The organism is Arthrobacter sp. FW305-BF8 (assembly GCF_021789315.1).
Classification (GTDB): Bacteria; Actinomycetota; Actinomycetes; order Actinomycetales; family Micrococcaceae; genus Arthrobacter.
This window is the reverse complement of the sequence record NZ_CP084561.1, coordinates 4,633,625-4,651,674: the sequence shown is the minus strand read 5'-3', so window position 1 is coordinate 4,651,674 and position 18,050 is coordinate 4,633,625. Positions and strand designations below refer to the sequence as shown.

At 66.9% G+C, this 18,050-nt stretch carries 17 protein-coding genes and 1 tRNA gene; 10 read left to right on the top strand and 8 right to left on the bottom strand.

Annotated elements, in window-relative coordinates:
* Window positions 1-2: 2 nt before the first annotated feature.
* Window positions 3-257 (bottom strand): hypothetical protein, encoded by a 255-nt coding sequence (locus tag LFT45_RS21130; RefSeq protein ID WP_236805650.1) that lies wholly within the window; start codon window positions 255-257, stop codon window positions 3-5.
* A gap of 158 nt (window positions 258-415) precedes the next feature.
* Window positions 416-1,270: a LysR family transcriptional regulator gene (locus LFT45_RS21125; RefSeq protein WP_236805649.1), complete on the bottom strand. Its 855-nt coding sequence runs from the start codon at window positions 1,268-1,270 to the stop codon at window positions 416-418.
* A 131-nt stretch (window positions 1,271-1,401) separates the two neighbouring features.
* Here LFT45_RS21125 and LFT45_RS21120 point away from each other — a divergent pair, with 131 nt between their 5' ends.
* On the top strand, window positions 1,402-2,730 hold the full coding sequence (locus tag LFT45_RS21120; protein WP_236805643.1) for an MFS transporter: 1,329 nt from the start codon (window positions 1,402-1,404) through the stop codon (window positions 2,728-2,730).
* A gap of 29 nt (window positions 2,731-2,759) precedes the next feature.
* Here LFT45_RS21120 and LFT45_RS21115 read toward each other — a convergent pair.
* Window positions 2,760-2,833 (bottom strand) — tRNA-Gly (locus tag LFT45_RS21115).
* 245 nt (window positions 2,834-3,078) lie between these two features.
* On the opposite strand from LFT45_RS21115, the gene LFT45_RS21110 reads away from it, so the two are divergent.
* The 3 genes from LFT45_RS21110 to LFT45_RS21100 all read left to right on the top strand — a co-directional run bounded on the left by LFT45_RS21110 (window position 3,079) and on the right by LFT45_RS21100 (window position 5,393).
* Complete coding sequence (locus LFT45_RS21110) at window positions 3,079-3,525, top strand: SRPBCC family protein (protein WP_236805642.1); 447 nt, start codon at window positions 3,079-3,081, stop codon at window positions 3,523-3,525.
* Window positions 3,526-3,718: 193 nt separating this feature from the next.
* Window positions 3,719-4,294 carry a dCTP deaminase gene (gene dcd / locus LFT45_RS21105; RefSeq protein WP_111902374.1) on the top strand — a complete coding sequence of 192 codons (576 nt, stop codon included), beginning with the start codon at window positions 3,719-3,721 and terminating at the stop codon, window positions 4,292-4,294.
* A 157-nt stretch (window positions 4,295-4,451) separates the two neighbouring features.
* Window positions 4,452-5,393, top strand: a complete 942-nt coding sequence (locus LFT45_RS21100; RefSeq protein ID WP_236805637.1) for a hypothetical protein — start codon at window positions 4,452-4,454, stop codon at window positions 5,391-5,393.
* A 92-nt stretch (window positions 5,394-5,485) separates the two neighbouring features.
* Here LFT45_RS21100 and LFT45_RS21095 read toward each other — a convergent pair whose 3' ends face one another.
* The 3 genes from LFT45_RS21095 to LFT45_RS21085 form a co-directional block, all read right to left on the bottom strand.
* Window positions 5,486-6,670 carry a cation:proton antiporter gene (locus tag LFT45_RS21095; protein WP_236805635.1) on the bottom strand — a complete coding sequence of 395 codons (1,185 nt, stop codon included), beginning with the start codon at window positions 6,668-6,670 and terminating at the stop codon, window positions 5,486-5,488.
* Window positions 6,671-6,675: 5 nt separating this feature from the next.
* Entirely contained in the window at window positions 6,676-7,158 is a 483-nt protein-coding gene (locus LFT45_RS21090) for a cation:proton antiporter regulatory subunit (RefSeq protein ID WP_190605578.1), read from the bottom strand.
* A 95-nt stretch (window positions 7,159-7,253) separates the two neighbouring features.
* Window positions 7,254-8,657, bottom strand: coding sequence for an MFS transporter (locus LFT45_RS21085; protein WP_236805634.1), 1,404 nt, complete (start codon window positions 8,655-8,657; stop codon window positions 7,254-7,256).
* Between the two features lie 190 nt (window positions 8,658-8,847).
* Here LFT45_RS21085 and LFT45_RS21080 point away from each other — a divergent pair, with 190 nt between their 5' ends.
* Genes LFT45_RS21080 through mnhG form a run of 6 tightly spaced genes read left to right on the top strand, consistent with a single transcriptional unit; the run spans window position 8,848 to window position 15,306 of the window.
* Window positions 8,848-11,946, top strand: a complete 3,099-nt coding sequence (locus LFT45_RS21080; protein WP_236805633.1) for a Na+/H+ antiporter subunit A — start codon at window positions 8,848-8,850, stop codon at window positions 11,944-11,946.
* Window positions 11,943-12,518 carry a Na(+)/H(+) antiporter subunit C gene (locus LFT45_RS21075; RefSeq protein ID WP_236805632.1) on the top strand — a complete coding sequence of 192 codons (576 nt, stop codon included), beginning with the start codon at window positions 11,943-11,945 and terminating at the stop codon, window positions 12,516-12,518. The genes LFT45_RS21080 and LFT45_RS21075 overlap by 4 nt, the downstream gene beginning before the upstream one ends.
* Window positions 12,515-14,104, top strand: coding sequence for a Na+/H+ antiporter subunit D (locus LFT45_RS21070; RefSeq protein ID WP_236805631.1), 1,590 nt, complete (start codon window positions 12,515-12,517; stop codon window positions 14,102-14,104). The genes LFT45_RS21075 and LFT45_RS21070 overlap by 4 nt, the downstream gene beginning before the upstream one ends.
* Window positions 14,101-14,646: a Na+/H+ antiporter subunit E gene (locus LFT45_RS21065; protein ID WP_236805630.1), complete on the top strand. Its 546-nt coding sequence runs from the start codon at window positions 14,101-14,103 to the stop codon at window positions 14,644-14,646. The genes LFT45_RS21070 and LFT45_RS21065 overlap by 4 nt, the downstream gene beginning before the upstream one ends.
* Window positions 14,643-14,921: a monovalent cation/H+ antiporter complex subunit F gene (locus tag LFT45_RS21060; RefSeq protein WP_236805629.1), complete on the top strand. Its 279-nt coding sequence runs from the start codon at window positions 14,643-14,645 to the stop codon at window positions 14,919-14,921. The genes LFT45_RS21065 and LFT45_RS21060 overlap by 4 nt, the downstream gene beginning before the upstream one ends.
* A 46-nt stretch (window positions 14,922-14,967) precedes the next feature.
* On the top strand, window positions 14,968-15,306 hold the full coding sequence (gene mnhG, locus LFT45_RS21055) for a monovalent cation/H(+) antiporter subunit G (RefSeq protein WP_442863634.1): 339 nt from the start codon (window positions 14,968-14,970) through the stop codon (window positions 15,304-15,306).
* A 73-nt stretch (window positions 15,307-15,379) separates the two neighbouring features.
* On the opposite strand, the gene LFT45_RS21050 is transcribed toward mnhG, so the two are convergent.
* On the bottom strand, window positions 15,380-17,365 hold the full coding sequence (locus tag LFT45_RS21050) for a hypothetical protein (RefSeq protein ID WP_236805627.1): 1,986 nt from the start codon (window positions 17,363-17,365) through the stop codon (window positions 15,380-15,382).
* A gap of 405 nt (window positions 17,366-17,770) precedes the next feature.
* On the bottom strand, window positions 17,771-18,034 hold the full coding sequence (locus tag LFT45_RS21045; protein ID WP_102973435.1) for a DUF4235 domain-containing protein: 264 nt from the start codon (window positions 18,032-18,034) through the stop codon (window positions 17,771-17,773).
* Between the last annotated feature and the right edge of the window lie 16 nt (window positions 18,035-18,050).

The window sequence follows — 18,050 nt, the reverse complement described above, 5'->3', positions numbered from 1 at the left end:
GCTTAGCCCAGATACCAGCCGGGTGGAGCCCACGACGCGGGAACGCTGTGTGCGGAAAAGTCCTCGCAGCGCGTGCAGGTGTACGCGACTTCGCCCAGTTTCCGGACGCTGCCGTCCTGGCGGTGCTTGGGCGGCACGAAAGACTCAAGGTAGATGAACTCGTCTGTTCCGCATTTTTCGCAGTTGGGCTGGCCGACATATTCGGCGTCCAGGGGCATGGAGTGGCGGGTATAGCGGGGGTTTGCGGCTGTGGTCACGGCGTACCTATCCCGAACACGCGGGCGTCATTACCAAGCATGTTCGTTATCGAAACCTGTGCGTGTTATCGGCCGCTGCATGACCGCAACAGTCACAGCATAGGCCAGCTGCGAACCGTTATCAATCATTTTGCTTCCGTACCCCGGTCCCGGCTGGCTCAAACAGGCTTCTTGAGGGTTCTTCCCATGATGGCCTGGGTCAGGGCGTCGATGACTGCGGCGTTCGCCAGCGGGTTCCTGATCAGCGTGAAATCGACGTCGCCCACCGGCGGCAGTTCGAAGCGGCGGGTGATGATTTTCAGGTCCTCGGGCACCAGTGAGGACGGCATCACGGCCACCCCGATGCCGGCGCGGACTGCCGCCAGAACGCCGCTGATCTGCTTGGTGGTGCACGTGATGCGCCAGGTCCGGCCCACGGATTCGAGCGCGTCGATGGCAAGCTTGCGGCTCAGGCTGGGTGCGGGATAGGCGATCAGCGGCACCGGATGGCCCGGCTCGAGTGCGGTCTGTTCGAGTCCTACCCAGGAAAAGGTGTCGTGCTGGACCACAGTGCCGTCCTTCGCGCCGGCAACCCACTTCACGAACACGAGGTCCAGCTGGCCGGAATTAAGGCGCTTGTACAGCTGGTCGCTCTGGCCGACGGTGAGCTCAAGGTTGATTTGCGGGTAGATCTGCCGGAACTCGCGCAGGATGCGCGGCAGGCCGGTGATCGCGAGGTCGTCCGCGGTTCCGAAGCGCAGCCGCCCGCGCATGGCGGAGCCGGAAAAGTAGCGGGCCGCGGCATCGTGGGCCGCGAGGATGCTGCGGGCGAAGCCGGCCATGGCATCGCCGTTGTCCGTCAGCCTGACGTCCCTCGTGTCCCGGCTGATGAGCCTCCGCTTGGCCGCGACCTCGAGCTTGCGGACGTGCTGGCTAACCGTCGGCTGGGCCAGGCCCAGGCGTTCTGCTGCCTTGGTGAAGCTCAACGTTTCGGCAACGGCCAGGAAGGACCTGAGCTGGGCCGGTTCGAACATGCGTCCTCCTTCCGCCGGGCAGTCATTACGTTGGGCAATGATAGTTATAGGAGCAATAGTCTTCCACAATTGAAGGTGTGCGCCATAGCGTTGAGGGCATCCCCGCCGGCCCGCTGACCTGAGGAACTCCTGTGACACCCCCACCGCCGCCACTGGCCACCGTCACCCAGCCCGTCGCCGTCGTCAGTGAACGCCTTCCGTGGCGTCACACCTTCATCTCACTCCGGGTTCCCAACTTCCGTCTCTTCGCCATGGGCCACTTCATTGCCGTCATAGCCATCTGGATGCAGCGGATCGCCCAGGACTGGCTGGTGCTCCAGCTCTCCGGCTCCGTCACCGCCGTCGGGTTCACCGTGGCGCTGCAGTTCCTGCCATCGCTTCTGCTGGGACCGTGGGGCGGGATGATCGTGGACCGGTTCTCCAAGCGCAAAATCCTCATTCTGTGTCAGTCGGCTGCGGCTGTCCTCGCCGCAGCGCTCGCCGCCCTGGCGCTCAGCGGGATGATCCAGGTCTGGCATGTCTACGTCATCGCGCTGGTACTTGGCCTCGTCACAGTGCTGGACCAGCCGGCCCGGCAGGTGTTCGTCCATGAACTGGTGGGGCCCCGGTATCTGCGCAACGCCATCAGCGTGAACTCGACGACGTTCCAGCTGGGCGGCCTGATCGGTCCGGCAATCGCCGGGGTGCTGCTGACCGCCGTCGGCGCCGGGTGGGCCTTCGCCGCCAACGCCGTGGCCTGCTGCTCCACCGTGGCCATGCTCCTGCTGCTGCGGCGCGACGAGCTGTTCGTTAGCAAGCCGGCGCCCAAGTCCAAAGGCATGCTGCGGGAGGGGCTGCGGTACGCGCTGAGCAAGCCCACCATCTACTGGCCGTGGCTCATGGTGGGCTTCATTTCAGTGTTCGCCATGAGCCTGCCGGTGCTGCTCGCCGCGTTCGCGGACCGCGTGTACGGAATCGGCGCGGGCGGCTACGGGATGCTGAATGCGCTTGTGGCACTCGGTGCGCTGACCGGTGCGGTTGCCTCCACCAGGCGGAGGCAGCTGCGGCTGCGGTCCGTTGTCCTGGCCGCCGGCATGTACGGGCTGATGCTGTGCCTTTCCGCCTCCGTGCCCACCCTGCCACTCTTCGGCGCCGCCCTGGTGCTGTCCGGGTTCTGGTGCCTGATGTTCCTCACTGCGTCCAACCAGCTGGTGCAGACCAGCTCCAACATGGGCATCCGCGGCCGCGTAATGAGCCTGTACATCATGGTGCTGATCGGCGGCCAGGCCCTCGGCGGACCCATGATCGGGTTCATCGCCGAGCATGTGGATCCGCACGCCGGCCTGCTGGTGGCGGGAGGGGTGCCGGCGCTCGCGGCGGCGACTGTCGCCGTCGTGCTTGCCCGCAAAGGTAAGCTGACCCTGGAGGTGGACCTGCGTAACCGGCGGGGACTGCTGCGGGTGGTGCGCCGGGCGGCGTGACGCCAGAGGCGGTGCATTCAAGGGAGGCTTGGAGCGGCTGACGGGAATCGAACCCGCGTATCAAGCTTGGGAAGCTAGCGCTCTACCATTGAGCTACAGCCGCAGTCGCACCGGAAACTGCCCGGGGCAGAACCTAGCTTAGCGCAGTTGTGCGGCGTCGCCGGCCATCTGGGATCCGGCTCGGGGCGCGTCGGCAAACCCAGCCAGGGAGGCTCCCGTAACTGTTCGGTAAAGGCCCGGGCGGTGCGCGGCCGCGGGCCGGCGCATGTGACTATCCTGAATCTCGGTAGTTGCAGTACAGGGGAACGGGCTACGCAAGGCAGAGCCCGACGTCGGATAAGGATCCCCATGGCAGGTGCAGAACACGAGGTCCTCGTTGCGCGCGACGCCATGACGGTCTACGCGTTCCTCCTGGACGGTGCCAATCTACCGAGGTGGCAGACCGATGTCCGGAGCGTAGGGCTCAGTTCGGGAAGCGCAGGCAGCGTGGGGGCCGGGTACCAGGTGACCATGGATGGTCCGAGGGGCCGCCCCGTGGCTCGCGATTACCAAATCACCCAGGCGCGGCCCGGCGCCGAAATCCAGTTCCAGGTGGTGTCCGGCCCGTCGCTCCTGCGCGGCGGTTTCTACCTCAGCACCGAGAGCGCCGGAACCCGGGTGCGGTTCGCACTGGAGGCCCCCTCCAAGAGTTTCTGGAGCTTTGTCCGCCCGGCATATCGGGGCCGGCTCAGGGCGGCGGTGCGGCAGCTCGAGAAGCTGCCGGGCGTCATCGAAGGACGGACGACGGCGGACTGAGACCCCGCTCTTCCCCTTGAGTTTTTGTCCAGATATCGCGAGTTGAAGGGCCTTTTGCGGCCAATATCTGCACAAAAACTCCAGGTGATCGCTCCGGGGCGCGCTTACTGGTCCAGGCATTGACCGTGGGCGTTGCCAGTGTGGCCGGGCAGGGGAGCGGCGACGGTATTTCTGCAATGGTATTTTTGAGGGTGTGCTGATCTCTGACCGCGACATTCGTGCCGAAATTGATTCCGAACGGATCGTCCTCGATCCGTTCGACGCCGCGATGGTCCAGCCGTCCTCGGTGGATGTCCGGATCGACCGCTTCTTCCGGCTCTTCGACAACCACAAATACGCCCACATCGACCCCGCCGAGGATCAGCCCGACCTGACCCGGCTGGTGGAGGTGGAGGAGGGCGAGGCGTTCATCCTGCACCCCGGCGAGTTTGTGCTCGGCTCCACGTACGAGACCGTCTCGCTGCCGGATGACATCGCCGCCCGCCTTGAGGGCAAGTCCTCACTGGGCCGCCTCGGCCTGCTGACGCACTCCACGGCCGGCTTCATCGACCCCGGCTTTTCCGGACACGTCACGCTGGAACTGTCCAACATGGCCACGCTGCCCATCAAGCTCTGGCCCGGCATGAAAATCGGCCAGCTCTGCTTCTTCCGGCTGACCTCCGCTGCCGAGTATCCCTACGGCTCCGGCGAGTACGGCAACCGCTACCAGGGCCAGCGCGGGCCCACCGCGAGCCGGAGCCACCTGAACTTCCACCGCACGGACATTTAGCGCCCGGGGCGCTGCGCGCCGAGAGGTGAGATCTCGTCGCTTAGCGGCCTGGAAAGCGTCGAGATCTCACGTCTCGACGGCAGGGGCGCTCTGGTCACCTCTCCTCCACACTGGGGATAACCGCAGGGGCCCGGCCCGGACGTGCACACAATGGCCCATGAGAAAGCCGTCGCCATTGCCTGGCCAGCTCGCGGGCCGGTCCTTCACCCTCGACGAGCAACGTTCTGCGGGTGTTGCCGCGCAGCGCGCCTGGCGCAGCGACCTTCGGGTGGCGAGCCGTGGGGTGCGCGTGCCGTGGGGCATCGAACAGGACTTTGCGCACACCTGCCGGCTGCTTTCCAGGCTGTGTCCGTCATCCGCCTGCTGCCTCGGTACCGCCGGCCGCTTGTGGCGATGCCCGCTTCCGTGGAGCGTCCAGACTGACTTTCGGGTGCATTTGGCGAGGTTCGACGGCGGAAACCGGCCCGTGCGGAAGGGTGTGGCCGGCCACCGGCTAGATTTGCTCGGTGCCGACGTCACGGAGCTCGACGGCGTTCCGGTCACGAGCCCGGCGCGGACATGGCTGGATCTCGCCGCCATCCTTGAGCTCGAGGATCTGGTGGTTGCAGCTGATTTCTTCATCTGCAGCCAGTCCCGAAGCTTTGGCCCACGGAAATTCGCCCTGTGTTCCTTGGCCGATCTGCGGCAGCAGGTGGAGGGCCGTAGCGGTGCGCGGGGAATCCGCAAGGCCAAGAGAGCGCTGGGACTGGCCAGGGTGGGCTCGGACTCGGCGCCCGAAACCCGGCTTCGGCTGGCACTGGGCAGGCTGGGCCTCCCCGAACCGAAGCTGGGTTACGTGGTCACGGATGAAACTGGCTGGGAATTGGCGTGGCCGGACCAGGCCTTTCCCGAATTCAAAGTGGCAGTGAATTACGACGGCAGACACCATCTTGAACCCCGCCAGCGTGAATCAGACATCCGCCGGGACGAATCCATCGCGGCGACCGGCTGGACTTCGGTGACCATCACGGCGTCGCAGGTCAGGACATGGGGCTTCGACGGGTGCGCTCAGCGTGTGCTGGACGCGTTGGTGCGGTGCGGGTGGCGCGCCGAGAGGTGAGATCTCGTCGCTTAGCGGCCTCGGAAGCGTCGAGATCTCACGTCTCGACGAACGCCGCGGACGAACTCGAAGCGGTCCCGCTCGAACAAAACCTAAGCCGGGACCGGCTCCGGCCGCGCCGGGCGGGAGAACTTCTTGACGACCGGCTCGATGTAGCGGGCGGCCAACGGGCCGAGGACCGCCATGATCAGGACGTAGGCTGTGGCCAGGGCGGCGAGCTCGTCCGACACCACCCCGGAGGTCACGGCTAGGCCTGCGATGACGATGGAGAACTCGCCGCGTGCTATCAGCGCGGCTCCGGCGCGGAAGCGGCCCGGACGTGCGATCCCTGCGTGCTTGGCGGCCCATGCTCCGGTGATGATCTTGGTGGCGGCGGTGAGGACTGCAAGGACAAGCGCCCACGCCAGCACCGGCGGGATGGAAGAGGGGTCGGTGTTGAGCCCGAACGCCACGAAGAAGATGGCGGCGAAGAGGTCACGCAGCGGCTCGAGGATCCGCGTAGCGCTGTGGGCCGTGGCGCCGGAGATGGCGATGCCGAGCATGAAGGCGCCCACCGCGGCGGACACCTGGAGGGCCGCCGCCACGCCAGACACGAGCAGTGCGGCGCCGAGCAGGTTGAGCAGGAAGACTTCCGAATTCTCGCTGTGCACGGCCTTGGAGACGTGGTGTCCGTGCCGCAGGGCCACCAGCAGCACCACGGTGACAACAGCCAGCGAGACGCCCACGGTCTGCATGCCGCCCAGGAAGCTGACCCCGGCGAGCGTGGCGGTGAGGATTGGCAGGTAAACCGCCATCGCCAGGTCCTCGAAAACCAGGATCGAGAGCACAACCGGAGTTTCCCTGTTACCGATACGGCCAAGGTCCGTGATGACCTTGGCCGCAATGCCCGATGACGATATATACGTAACCCCGCCCATAACCATGGCGCCGACCACTCCCCAGCCGAGCAGGGCAGCGAGGGCAGCCCCGGGGACGAAATTCAGGACGAAGTCGAGGATCCCGGCTTTCCACGATCGGCGAAGGCCGGTCACAAGTTCGGTGGCCGTATATTCCAGACCGAGCATAAGCAGGAGCAGGATGACCCCGATCTCACCCGCCAGGTGGGAAAACTCCTTCATCCCGCTCAGTTCCACCACGCCGCCCGCGCCGAAGCACAATCCACCCACCAGGTACAGCGGAATGGGGGACATCCCGATCCGGCCCGCCAGCCTCGCCAGCAGGCCGAGGCAGAACACGACTGCCCCCAGTTCGATGAGCGTCAGGGCCACGCGGTCCATGACGGTCAGCCGTTGCGCAGGATGTCGGCCGCAGCGTCCAGGCCTTCTTGCGTGCCGACAGCGACCAGCAGGTCACCGGGGTGAAGGAGGACGTCGGGACCCGGCGACGGGACCACCTCACCTTCACGCATGATCGCCACAATCGAAACACCGCACCGGGTGCGGATGCAGGCCTTGCCCATGGGCTGGTTCTGGAACGGGGAATCCGCGGCGATGGAGAACTGCCTCGTGGTGATCCCCGGCACTTCCCTGTGCGCCTCCGTCAGCTTCATCGCGAGGTGCTGGCCGCCGAGCAGATTCCCCAGCGTTGCCGCCTCGTCGCCGGTTAGCGGTATCGAGGCCTGGCAGGTGTCCGGGTCATCCCACGTGGAGACGAAAAGTTCGGTCTGGCCTTCGCGGAGTTCCACCACCCCGATACGCCGGCCGGATGCTGTCATGAAGTCCTTGCGCCGGCCCAAACCCGGGAGGTCCGTCTCTTCCACGTTCATAACATCAGCCTAGTCTGCGAACCCGCGATTTCGGCTGAAACTGTGCGCCCTGCGGAAGGCTTAAAGGCCCGTGCGCGCGCTCGATGCCGGGCGGGCTAGGACTGCGGGACGACGGCGATCTCGGCGTCGCTCGGGGCCTTGACCGGCAGGAGGACCAGCAGCCCGGCGAACAGCACCACCATGATGCCCAAGATGCCCCAGCGCTGCGCGTCCCCCTGAGACACCAGGGGAGTGGCGACGGTGATGCACAGCGTGAACAGGGCCGGGGCGAGGAAGCTGACGGCACGGCCGGTGGTCGCGTACAGGCCAAAGAGCTCACCGGATTCGCCCTGCGGCGCCAGCCGGGCCAGATATGCGCGGGACGAGGACTGCGCCGGCCCAACAAACAGGCAAAGGAACAGGCCGAAAACCCAGAACGTCGTGGCCCCTGACCACGGCACCCCGAAGAGCGTGTGGTTGCCGTTGCCCAGCACCAGGATGACTGTTCCGGCGACCAGCAGGCCGGTGAGGGAGCCGATGATCACGGCCTTGGGCCCCACCCTGTCGTCCAGGAAACCACCGATGATCGCGCCTGCGGCCGCCACAATGTTGCCGAATATAGCGAAGAAGATGACCTGCGGCAGTTCGAAGCCGAAGGTCCCGGCCGCGATGATCCCGCCGAAGGTGAAGACCGCCGCCAGCCCGTCCCGGAAGATGGCGCTGGCGAGCAGGAAGAAGATGGTGTGCGGGCTGGTCCGGTAGATCGCCTTGATCCTGCGGGCCAGCAGCCCGTACGAGGCAAGGAACCCGAGGCTTGCGGCCCGCTTCGGCTTGGGCAGCTCCGGAACGGCGAACATGACCGGCAGCGCGAAGATGACGAACCACAGGGCTGAGAATACGGCCACCAGCCGGATGTTGAGGCTGTCCTGCGTGGAGGCACCGAACCACTCGAAGCGCGGCTGCACGAAAAGCTGGAGCACGATGAGCAGGGCCACGATGCCGCCCAGGTAGCCCATGCCCCAGCCGAACCCGCTGACCTTGCCGATGTTCCCCGGCGTCGAAATCTGCGCCAGCATGGCGTTGTAGTTCACGCCGGCGAACTCGAAGAACACGTTGGCCAGGGCGATCAGGGACACTCCCAGCAGGAGGAACTCGGGCCGGGGAAAGACGAAGAAGCACAGTGCTGTCAGGATCGCGACGGCGGCCGTGTTGAGTCCCAGCCAGAACTTGCGGCGGCCCCCGGTATCGGACCGCTGACCCGTGACGGGCGCGAGCAGGGCGATGGCCGCACCTGCTACGGCCAGGGCCCCGCCGAGCACCGCCGACGCCTGGTCTTCGCCGCCGAACGCCTGGGAGGTCAGGTAGACGGTGAAGACGAACGTCGTCATGACGGCGTTGAACGCCGCGGACCCCCAGTCCCAGGCTGCCCAGGCCAGAACGCGGCCCTTGCTGGACGCCTGCGGCCCTGCTTCAAGTTCCGACGGCGGCTGCGTTGCCTCGGATGCGGCTGCGGAGTTCATAGGCCGATGCTATCCGCCCGTGGCGAACAGGGACCCGCAACCCTCCCGCGAACTCGCGAAACTTACCCTGCGCCCGGCCGTCGCGGGGAAAACTGTCAGTACCCCCTTGATAAACTGTCGGAACCGAACCCAACGAATGACCGCCAGCTCCAACTTTTGATAACCGAATTCTGACTTTGCGGAGATACCAGTGATCACAGTCCTTGCCGTGCACTTCGCGGTGGCCGCTGTGGCGCCGTTCGTCTTCCGGAAGTTCGGCCGTAACTCGTTTTATGCGCTCGCCGCGGTCCCGGCCGGTTCATTCGTCTGGCTCCTGTTCCAGCACGCCGCCGTCTACGGCACCGGGTCTCCCGGGAAAACCGGCGCAGCAGAAAACGGCTCGCCCGCAGAAACTGTCCCGTGGATCCCGGGCCTCGGCATCGAATTCGCCTTCCGCATGGACGCCCTGGCGTGGGTCATGTCCCTGCTGGTCCTCGGCGTGGGCGCCCTGGTGCTGGTGTACTGCGCGCGGTATTTCAAGGACAAGGACAGCTACCTCGGCGGGTTCGGCGCGCAGCTGCTGGCGTTCGCCGGGGCGATGTTCGGCCTGGTCACCGCGGACGACCTGCTCATGATGTTCATCTTCTGGGAACTCACCACCGTCCTGTCCTACCTCCTGATCGGCTATGCACGGACAAGGCTGGCGGCCCGCCGCTCCGCGCTGCAGGCCCTCATGGTCACCACCGCCGGCGGCCTGGCCATGCTCGTTGGCCTGATCATGCTCGGTGCCAGCGCCGGCACGTACCGGATCTCCGCCGTTCTCGAACAGGCACCGCAGCTGGTTTCGGGGCCGGCAGCGGGAGCCGTGGGCGCCGCCGTCGTCCTCATCCTGGTCGGCGCGGTGACCAAGTCCGCGCTGGTCCCGTTCCACTTCTGGCTTCCGGGCGCCATGGCAGCACCAACTCCCGTGAGTGCGTACCTGCACGCCGCCGCCATGGTGAAGGCCGGCGTGTACATCGTGGCCCGCCTAGCCCCGGGCTTCACCGACACTGCCTACTGGCTGCCGATGGTCCTCGGGCTCGGCCTGGCCACGATGCTGGTGGGCGGCTACCGGGCCCTGCGCCAGACGGACATCAAGCTCATCCTGGCCTACGGCACCGTGAGCCAGCTGGGATTCATCACCATGGTGGTGGGTCTCGGAAAGCCCGACGCCGCCCTCGCCGGCCTGGCCATGCTGCTCGCGCACGGGCTCTTCAAGGCAACCCTCTTCCTCGTGGTGGGCATCATCGACCACCAGTCGGGCACACGCGACATCCGCAAGCTCTCGGGCGTTTTCCGCTCCTCCCGTGCCCTCGGCATCGTTGCCGGCATCGGCGCCGCATCCATGGCCGGCATCCCGCTGCTGGGCGGCTTCGTCGCCAAGGAGTCGGTGCTCGAGGCGTTCGTGCACTTCACTGCAGCGGCCGGTCACGGCCCCTGGGGCGCAGTGGTCCTGACGGGCGTGGTGCTCGGCTCCGTGCTGACCTTCGCCTACAGCGCGCGCTTCATGTGGGGAGCCTTCGCGGTGAAGCCGGGCGTAGAGCGCACCCCGTTCAAGGCCATTCGCCCCTCCTTCCTGGCAGCACCGGCAGCCCTGAGCGTCCTCACCATCGTGTACGGCCTGTGGCCGGCGCCCGTGGACGCCTGGATCCAGCCGTACGCGGCCCTTTTTACCGGGGGAACGCAGCTTACGGAAGGAACGTCCGACGCCGGCTCCGCGGCAGGTGCCGCCGGGCACCTGGCGCTGTGGCACGGTCTGACCCCAGCCTTAGGGCTGACCGCCATCACGTTCGCCGCCGGCGCGGCGATGTTCTACGGACGCGGGCTGGTGGACCGGATCCAGAGTGCCATCCCGCCCTGGTTCGACGCCGACCGCGGCTATCAGCTGACCATCGGTGCCCTGGACGACGTCGCCGTGTGGATCACCGGACGCACGCAGCGCGGTTCGCTGTACTTCTACCTGGCCGTGATCCTCAGCGTCGCCTTCGTCCTGCCCCTGTCCGCCCTGATCGCCGCGAACAAGCCGCTTCCCGAAGGGCTGTATTTCGTCGACCCCAACTCGCCACTGCAGCTGGTGGCAGGTGCCGGGATCGTGATCGGGGCGCTCGCCGCCGTTCGGGCCAACAAGCGGTTCCTTGCCGTGCTCATGGTTTCGGTCACCGGCTACGGCATCGCCCTGATGTTCGCGCTGCAGGGAGCCCCGGACCTGGCCCTGACGCAGATGCTCGTGGAAACAATCATCCTGGTGGCGTTCGTGCTGGCCATGCGCAGCCTCCCTGCGGAGCTGCGCGACCGCACCGGCGGCAAGTACCGGGTGGTCCGCGTGATCATCGGCCTGTCCTTCGGCGCCACCATGGTCTTCGCCGCCATTCACGCCATGGGTGCCCGGATCGCCACGCCCGTCTCCCTCGAGTTCCCGAAGCTGGCCTACGAGGGCGGCGGCGGGCTCAACATCGTCAACGTCACCCTGGTGGACATCCGAGCATGGGACACCTTCGGCGAAATCTCCGTGCTGGCGCTCGCCGCGACCGGCGTGGCGAGCCTCATCTTCGTCCGGGGCCGCGGGGACCGGCTGCGCACGGCGTCCGCCGTGGCTGAGGGGACCGTCGGCCGGCGCCACGGCGTGGACAAATCATCGCGGGACGGCGCCGCCCTGGCGCTGACCCGCAAGTTTGCGGCCGCCGCGCGGGACCCGTGGCTCGTTGCCGGGCGCACGCTGGCACCGGAGCGCCGCTCCATCATCTTCGAAGTGGTCACCCGGCTGGTCTTCCACTCTATGATCATCTTCTCGCTCTACCTGCTGCTGGCCGGGCACAACCTCCCCGGCGGCGGCTTCGCGGGCGGACTCATGGCCGGACTGGCCCTCACACTGCGCTACCTGGCGGGCGGCCGCTTCGAACTGCACGAAGCCACCCCCATCAGCGCCGGCACACTCCTGGGAATCGGCCTGGCCACCGCCGCGTTGTCCGGTGCCGCGCCGGTGCTGCTGGGCGGCCAGGTGTTCCAGAGCGCCATTATTGAGTTCTGGCTTCCAGTCTTTGGCGACATCAAATTCGTCACCTCCACGATTTTCGACACCGGGGTCTACATCGTCGTGGTCGGCCTGGTGCTGGATGTGCTGCGCAGCCTTGGCGCCGAGATCGACGAACACTTTGAGGAACGTCCCCTGCAGATGGACGCGCAGGAGGGTACCGGGCAGGAAGGCTTCGAGGGCAGCAACCAGGTGCCCGCCGGCGTTCCGGCCGGATCAACCCAAGGCGGCAAGCCATGACCGTTAACCTGACCCTGCTGACCGTCATGGGCGCCCTCTACGCCTGCGGCATCTACCTGATCCTGGAACGCAGCCTCACGCGCGTGCTGCTGGGGCTGATGCTGCTGGCCAACGCCACCAACCTGCTGATCCTCGCCACCGGCGGCTACGCAGGCTTGGCTCCCTTCTTCAGCAAGGACACGGACCCCGCGTCCTACAACGACCCCCTGCCGCAGGCACTGATTCTGACGTCCATCGTCATTTCCTTCGCAGTCACGGCCTTCATGCTGGGCATCATCTACCGGACCTGGCTGCTTGCCCGGCAGGACGACATCCAAGACGACATCGAGGACCGCCGCGTGGCCGAAACCCCCAGCTTCGACGCGGAGGACGACGCCGTCATCCCCGTGGAAACCTCCGAGTTCCCGTTGCCCATGCTCGCCTCGGACGGTTCCGCCGCAGCCGAATCGGCGGCGACCGTCGAGGCAGGCGGGCGGACGCTCCTGGCGGAGCACGCGGCGCTGGAGGAGAAACCCGGCTCCGCAAACTTCACCACGGACACGGACACGGACACGGAAGGTGGCACGAAGTGAACCTGGCAAGCCTTGCCCCGCTCGCCGTCGTACTTCCCATCCTGGGGGCGGCGCTGACGTTCGTGCTGATCCGGCATTCCCGCGCGCAACGCGCGGTGAGTATTGCCCTGCTCTCGCTCACCCTTCTGCTGGAGTGCCTGCTCCTGGCGTCCGTCTGGAACGGCGGCACCGCAGCGGTGAACATCGGCGGCTGGGTGCCGCCATGGGGGATTGTCCTGGTGGTGGACCAGTTCTCCTCGCTCATGCTCGTGGTGTCCTCGGCTGTGAGCCTCGCCGTCCTGGTGTATGCCACCGGGCAGGGCATGGCCGACGGCGACCAGGACGCCCCCGTCTCGATCTTCCACCCCACGTACCTGATCCTCGTGGCCGGCGTCTCCAACGCGTTCCTCTCCGGGGACCTGTTCAACCTGTACGTTGGCTTCGAGATCCTGCTGACGGCCAGCTACGTGCTGATGACCCTCGGCGGCACGGGCCCGCGCATCCGCGCAGGCGTCACGTACGTGGTGGTCTCGGTGGTGTCGTCGGTGCTGTTCCTGATAGCCATCGCGATGGTCTACGGCGCAACGGGCACCATCAACATGGCGGACCTGGCCATCAAGCTCTCGGAGCTGGACCAGGGCACCAGGACGCTCCTGCACGTCATGCTGCTGGTGGCCTTCGGCATTAAGGCCGCCGTGTTCCCCCTGTCCTTTTGGCTGCCGGACTCTTACCCCACCGCACCGGCTCCGGTCACGGCGGTGTTTGCCGGCCTGCTGACCAAGGTGGGCGTGTACGCCATGGTCCGCACGGAAACCCTGCTGTTCCCCGGGGACAGCCTCAACACGCCGCTGATGGTGGTGGCGCTGCTGACGATGATCGTCGGCATCCTGGGCGCCCTCGCCCAGAGTGACATCAAGCGTCTGCTGTCCTTCACCCTGGTCAGCCATATCGGCTACATGGTGTTCGGCCTGGCGATGTCCTCCGTGGCCGGACTGGCGGCGGCCGTGTTCTACGTGGCGCACCACATCACCATTCAGACGAGCCTCTTCCTGGTCACCGGGCTCATTGAGCGCCGCGGCGGCAGCTCCTCGGTGGACCGGCTGGCCGGGCTGGCCAAACTGTCCCCGCTGCTGGCGCTGCTGTTCTTCGTTCCCGCCATGAACCTTGCCGGCATCCCGCCGTTCTCGGGCTTCCTGGGCAAGCTCGGCCTGATGCAGGCCGGCATCGGACTGGGCACCCCGCTGGCCTACACCCTGGTGATCGGCGGCGTGCTGACGAGCCTCCTGACCCTCCTGGCCGTCGCCAGGGTGTGGAACCGCGCGTTCTGGCGCAAGGCCGAGGACGCGGAGCACCCCGACCCGGTGCTCCTGGCGGTGCCAGCCCCCGAGAGCGGCGCGACGGCGGTGCGCCTGCTGCCGCGGACCATGGTGGGGTCCACGCTGGGCCTCGTGGTGCTGGGCGTGGCGCTCACCGTCTTCGCCGGGCCGCTCTTCCAAGTGGCGGACCAGTCCGCGGCGGCCATGCTGGACAGGTCCGCCTACATCCAGGCGGTGCTCGGTGACGCCGCGCCCGTCCCGGCTGCGGCGCTGAGCGGAGGCGGAAAGTGAGCCGGCGGAGGGTGTCCCTGCGGCAGGAACTGCCGCTGCTGGTCTGGCTGGTCATCGTCTGGGGAGCACTCTGGCAGGACTTCAGCCCGGGCAACCTGCTCTTCGGCGCCCTCCTGGCCGTTGCCGTGGCGCGCCTGTTCTACCTGCCGCCGGTGGAGCTGAGCGGACGCTTCAACGTCCTGCGGGCCGTTCCGTTCGCAGTGGCGTTCCTCGGCCGGGTGGTAGCCGCCAGCTGCCAGGTGTTCTACCTGGCGGTGGCCCAAGGACCCAAAGTGACCAACGCCGTCGTCGCCGTTCCGTTGCGGAGCCATTCGGACCTGATGGTGACGGCCACCGGCCACGTGATCTCCCTGATTCCGGGATCACTGGTGGTGGAGGTGGACAGGTCCACCTCCACGCTCTACATCCACGGGCTGAACGTGAGGAACGGGGAGGACGTCCTCAAACTGCGTAAAGAAGTCAGGGACACCGAGGCGGGGCTCATCCGGATTATGGGAACGAAGGACGAGCTTGCCGCCCTGAACCAGGAGGCTGGAGCATGATGGGGCTTGTCCTCACCGTCACGGCTGTGGCGCTGGCCCTCGCCGCCGCGGGTGCGATCATCCGCATCGGCCGCGGCCCGTCGCTGCTGGACCGGGTCCTCGCAGCGGACGTGCTGCTGGCCATCCTCGGCGCGGCACTGTGCATCGACATGGCCGTGAACCGGCACCTGAACAACCTGATGCTCGTGGTTGCCATCTCCGTTATCGGCTTCATCGGCTCGGTGACGGTGGCCCGGTTCGTGGCCGACAGGCGGGAGCAGCCCAGTGAACCCTGAACCCAATATCGTGGACGCTGTGATCGACGCGGTTTCGGCCGTGTTCATGGTGGTGGGCGCGCTGATGTCCCTCGCCGCGGCCATCGGCCTGCTGCGCTTCCCCGACCTGATGAGCCGCATGCACGCCGCCACGAAGCCCCAGGTGCTCGGGCTGTTCCTCCTGCTCGCGGCCGTGGGCCTGCAGCTGCGGACGTGGTGGGTGTGGCCGGTGCTGCTGGTGGCCTGGATTTTTCAGCTGCTCACCGTCCCCGTTTCGGCCCATATGGTAGGCCGCGCAGGCTACCGTACCAAGCACCTCCACAAGGAGCTGCTCAGCAAAGACGAGCTGGAGGCCGTGGTGCAGAAGGCCGCCAAGGCGGCCCGGGCATCAGAGGCCGACGACTGAACCGCGTCCTTAACGGGTCAGGCCCCGTCTGCTGTGCAGACGGGGCCTGACCTGTAGTGGCGGATCGCTGGATCTACCGGGTGGCGAGCACCCCGGTTGCGGTGCCGCCGCGGCTGGACTGGACCAGGACGCTGGTGATCTGCCGGTTCGGTCCCGGCTTGGCCCGGTAGGACCAGGCGCCGAGGGTGTCCACCTGTGCTGTGCCGATCTTGGTGGCGGCCCGGCCGGGTGTGGTGTCGTAGATGACCACGGTGGTGGCCGGGGCCAGGACGGCGGTGTTGCCGGCCAGTGTCGAGGTTCCCGTGACCCGAAGTTCGGTGCCGAGCCGGTGCCGGGAGCCGGCGACGGCTACGGTGTCCGGCTGGACCGTGAGGTTGACTGTTGCCGGGGCGCTGCCGATGCCGTTCGTGTCCGTGACGATCAACTGCATGACAACCGGGCCGTTGGTGCTGGCCGCCAAAGGAGCGGTGTCGGTGTTCTTGGCATAGAACGGCAGGGTGATGGTTGGCTTGGCGGTGGTGTCGCCGGAGACGGCGACTTTGGGGCCGCCGGTTTGGAGCCACTTGTAGCTGGCGGCGCCGGTGGAGGTGCTGCCGTCCAGCTGGACGGTTCCGCCGGGGGTGATGGCGGTGGAAGCGGCGGCCGCCACCGCGGCGGCGGGCTGGGTTTCGCCGGCTACGGGCCCGGTACCGGTGTCGACGACGGGTCCGGGGTCCGGGGCGGGCGCGACCGGATCCAGCCCGACGGGCGTTGCAGCGCCGCCGGAGATGGTGACCGGCAGGGTAGCGGTGCCGCCCTCGGGGGTCTTCACGGTGACGGTGGCCGGCGGGGCTTTGACCGGCCAGGATTTCTCGGCACCGGTTCCGGTGGCTGATGCTTCCATGGTGCCGAGCCCGGTGACGGTGAGCGGGTAGCCGGCGGTGGAGGTGGCACCCACGGTCAGGTTGGTGCCGTCGTAGATGGCCTTGGTGATCATGAGGCCGCTGGGTTTGGTGACGTTGATCTGGCTGCTGCTGGCGGGCTTGTCGCCGATGTTGGTGACCTTGACCGACGTCGGTGCGGTGCCGGTGAACTGGACGCGGGCGTAGTAGCGTCCGGTGTCGGGGTCGCTGAGCATGGGGGTGGTTTCGAAGGTGCCGGCTTGTCCGTCGATCTGGAGTTGGGCGCCGTTGCCGCTGCTGGCGAACACGTCGATCATGTTGCCGTTCAGGACGGCGCTGTCAGTGTTGACGCCCTGGTTGGTGGAGATCTTGCCCTGCACGGTGAACTGGTCGGTTTCCAGGGCCAGGCCGCCGCCGTTTACGGAGAACTTGTTGTAGCCGGTGGGGCTTCCGGTGACGGTGTGGTCCTGGGCCGGGTCTCCCAGGTACCCCTCGGGCGCTGCCGGGGCGGTGGCGGGATCCCATTTCAGGAATGGTCCGATGTTGCTCTTCAGCGCTGTGCTGAAGTTGCCTGCTGCGGGTGAGATGTCTTCGACGAGCTTGCCGTCGCCGGAGCCGTCGGTATCGATGGTGATGGTGCCGTAGGGGTGCTGGAAGGTCAGGGTGGTGTTGGCCGGGGCGCCCTTGACGACGATGCGCTGGCGGCCGAACACGACCTGGTCCCCCTCGGTGACCGTGTTGGCGAAGGCCGCCTCCAGGCCGAGGACCAGGACGGCCTTGCCCCCGCCGGGAAGAGTCAGTTCGGAGCCGGAGAGCATGTAGAACGCCTCTTCCGGGAAGTTGCCCGGGAACGATATGGGTGCGGTCTCGTCCGGGATGTCCCCGGGCAGGAAACCGCAGAGCGGGTTCTCCGCGTCCAGGCAAAGCTCGACGCGGGTCTTGTTGCTGTCTTCGTACCAGGACGGGAAGCCGTACTCGGTGTTGACAGGTCCGACGGCGGTCAGCTTGTTCGTGTTCGTCTGGGTTACCTGGGTTGCCGCTAGGGAGGCTCCTGCTCCTGTTGCCGCAAGCAGGACGGCAGTTGCGGCAGCAATGCCGCGGCGGCGGGACGCAGGGCTGGGGCCGCGATGTCGGGGGGCCAGGCGCTGGGCTGACAGGAAATGTGGTGTAGATACCATTTTTGTCTCCTCGTAAAGACGCTGATGGCATCCACTAAAAATCGTGGTGGTTGGAAAAACGTTCGGGTTCGGGGTTGGAAAAACCTTGGCATTCGAGGCTTCTTACGGTGCCGTGGGGGGACCCGCGCTGCTCTTGTAGAGACCGTGCTCAAGGCCTCCAGGCGGCATGCGGTGGGCCGCCGAGGCAGGATGCGAAAGGACCCGGCGCCGCAGGTTGCGGTGCCGGGTCCGGCTGTTGTGAGCCCGGCCGAGGTCATCAGCACTGCCAGATTCAGAACAGAAGCAGTATGGCCTGCCGTGCTTTGGGAAACCTGGTCGCGGCCCAGAAGGGGCGGCCGGGCAAGCCACCCCGTGTGGGGGGCCTCGGCGTGGTGGGTCCTGACAGCTGCGACCCGGCAGGGAGGCCTAGACAATGTCCTGTGTCTTGGCGAAGCGGGTAATGGCCCGCTGGGTGCCTCGGTTGGCCAGCACCTGGATGACCGCGCTCACGGAGGCGGACACGAGGGCGAACGTGAGGGCCGTGCGCAGTGTGGTGGGGACGTCGTCCTTGTCGCCCTTGGGCGGCTTCCGGCCCGTGATTTTTTCCCAGATGGTGTCGACGGCCTTGGTGCCGGCGAACCCCGCCAGCAGGCTGATGCCTGTGCCAAGCAGTTTGATGAAGAAACTCATTGCGGAACTCCTCGCG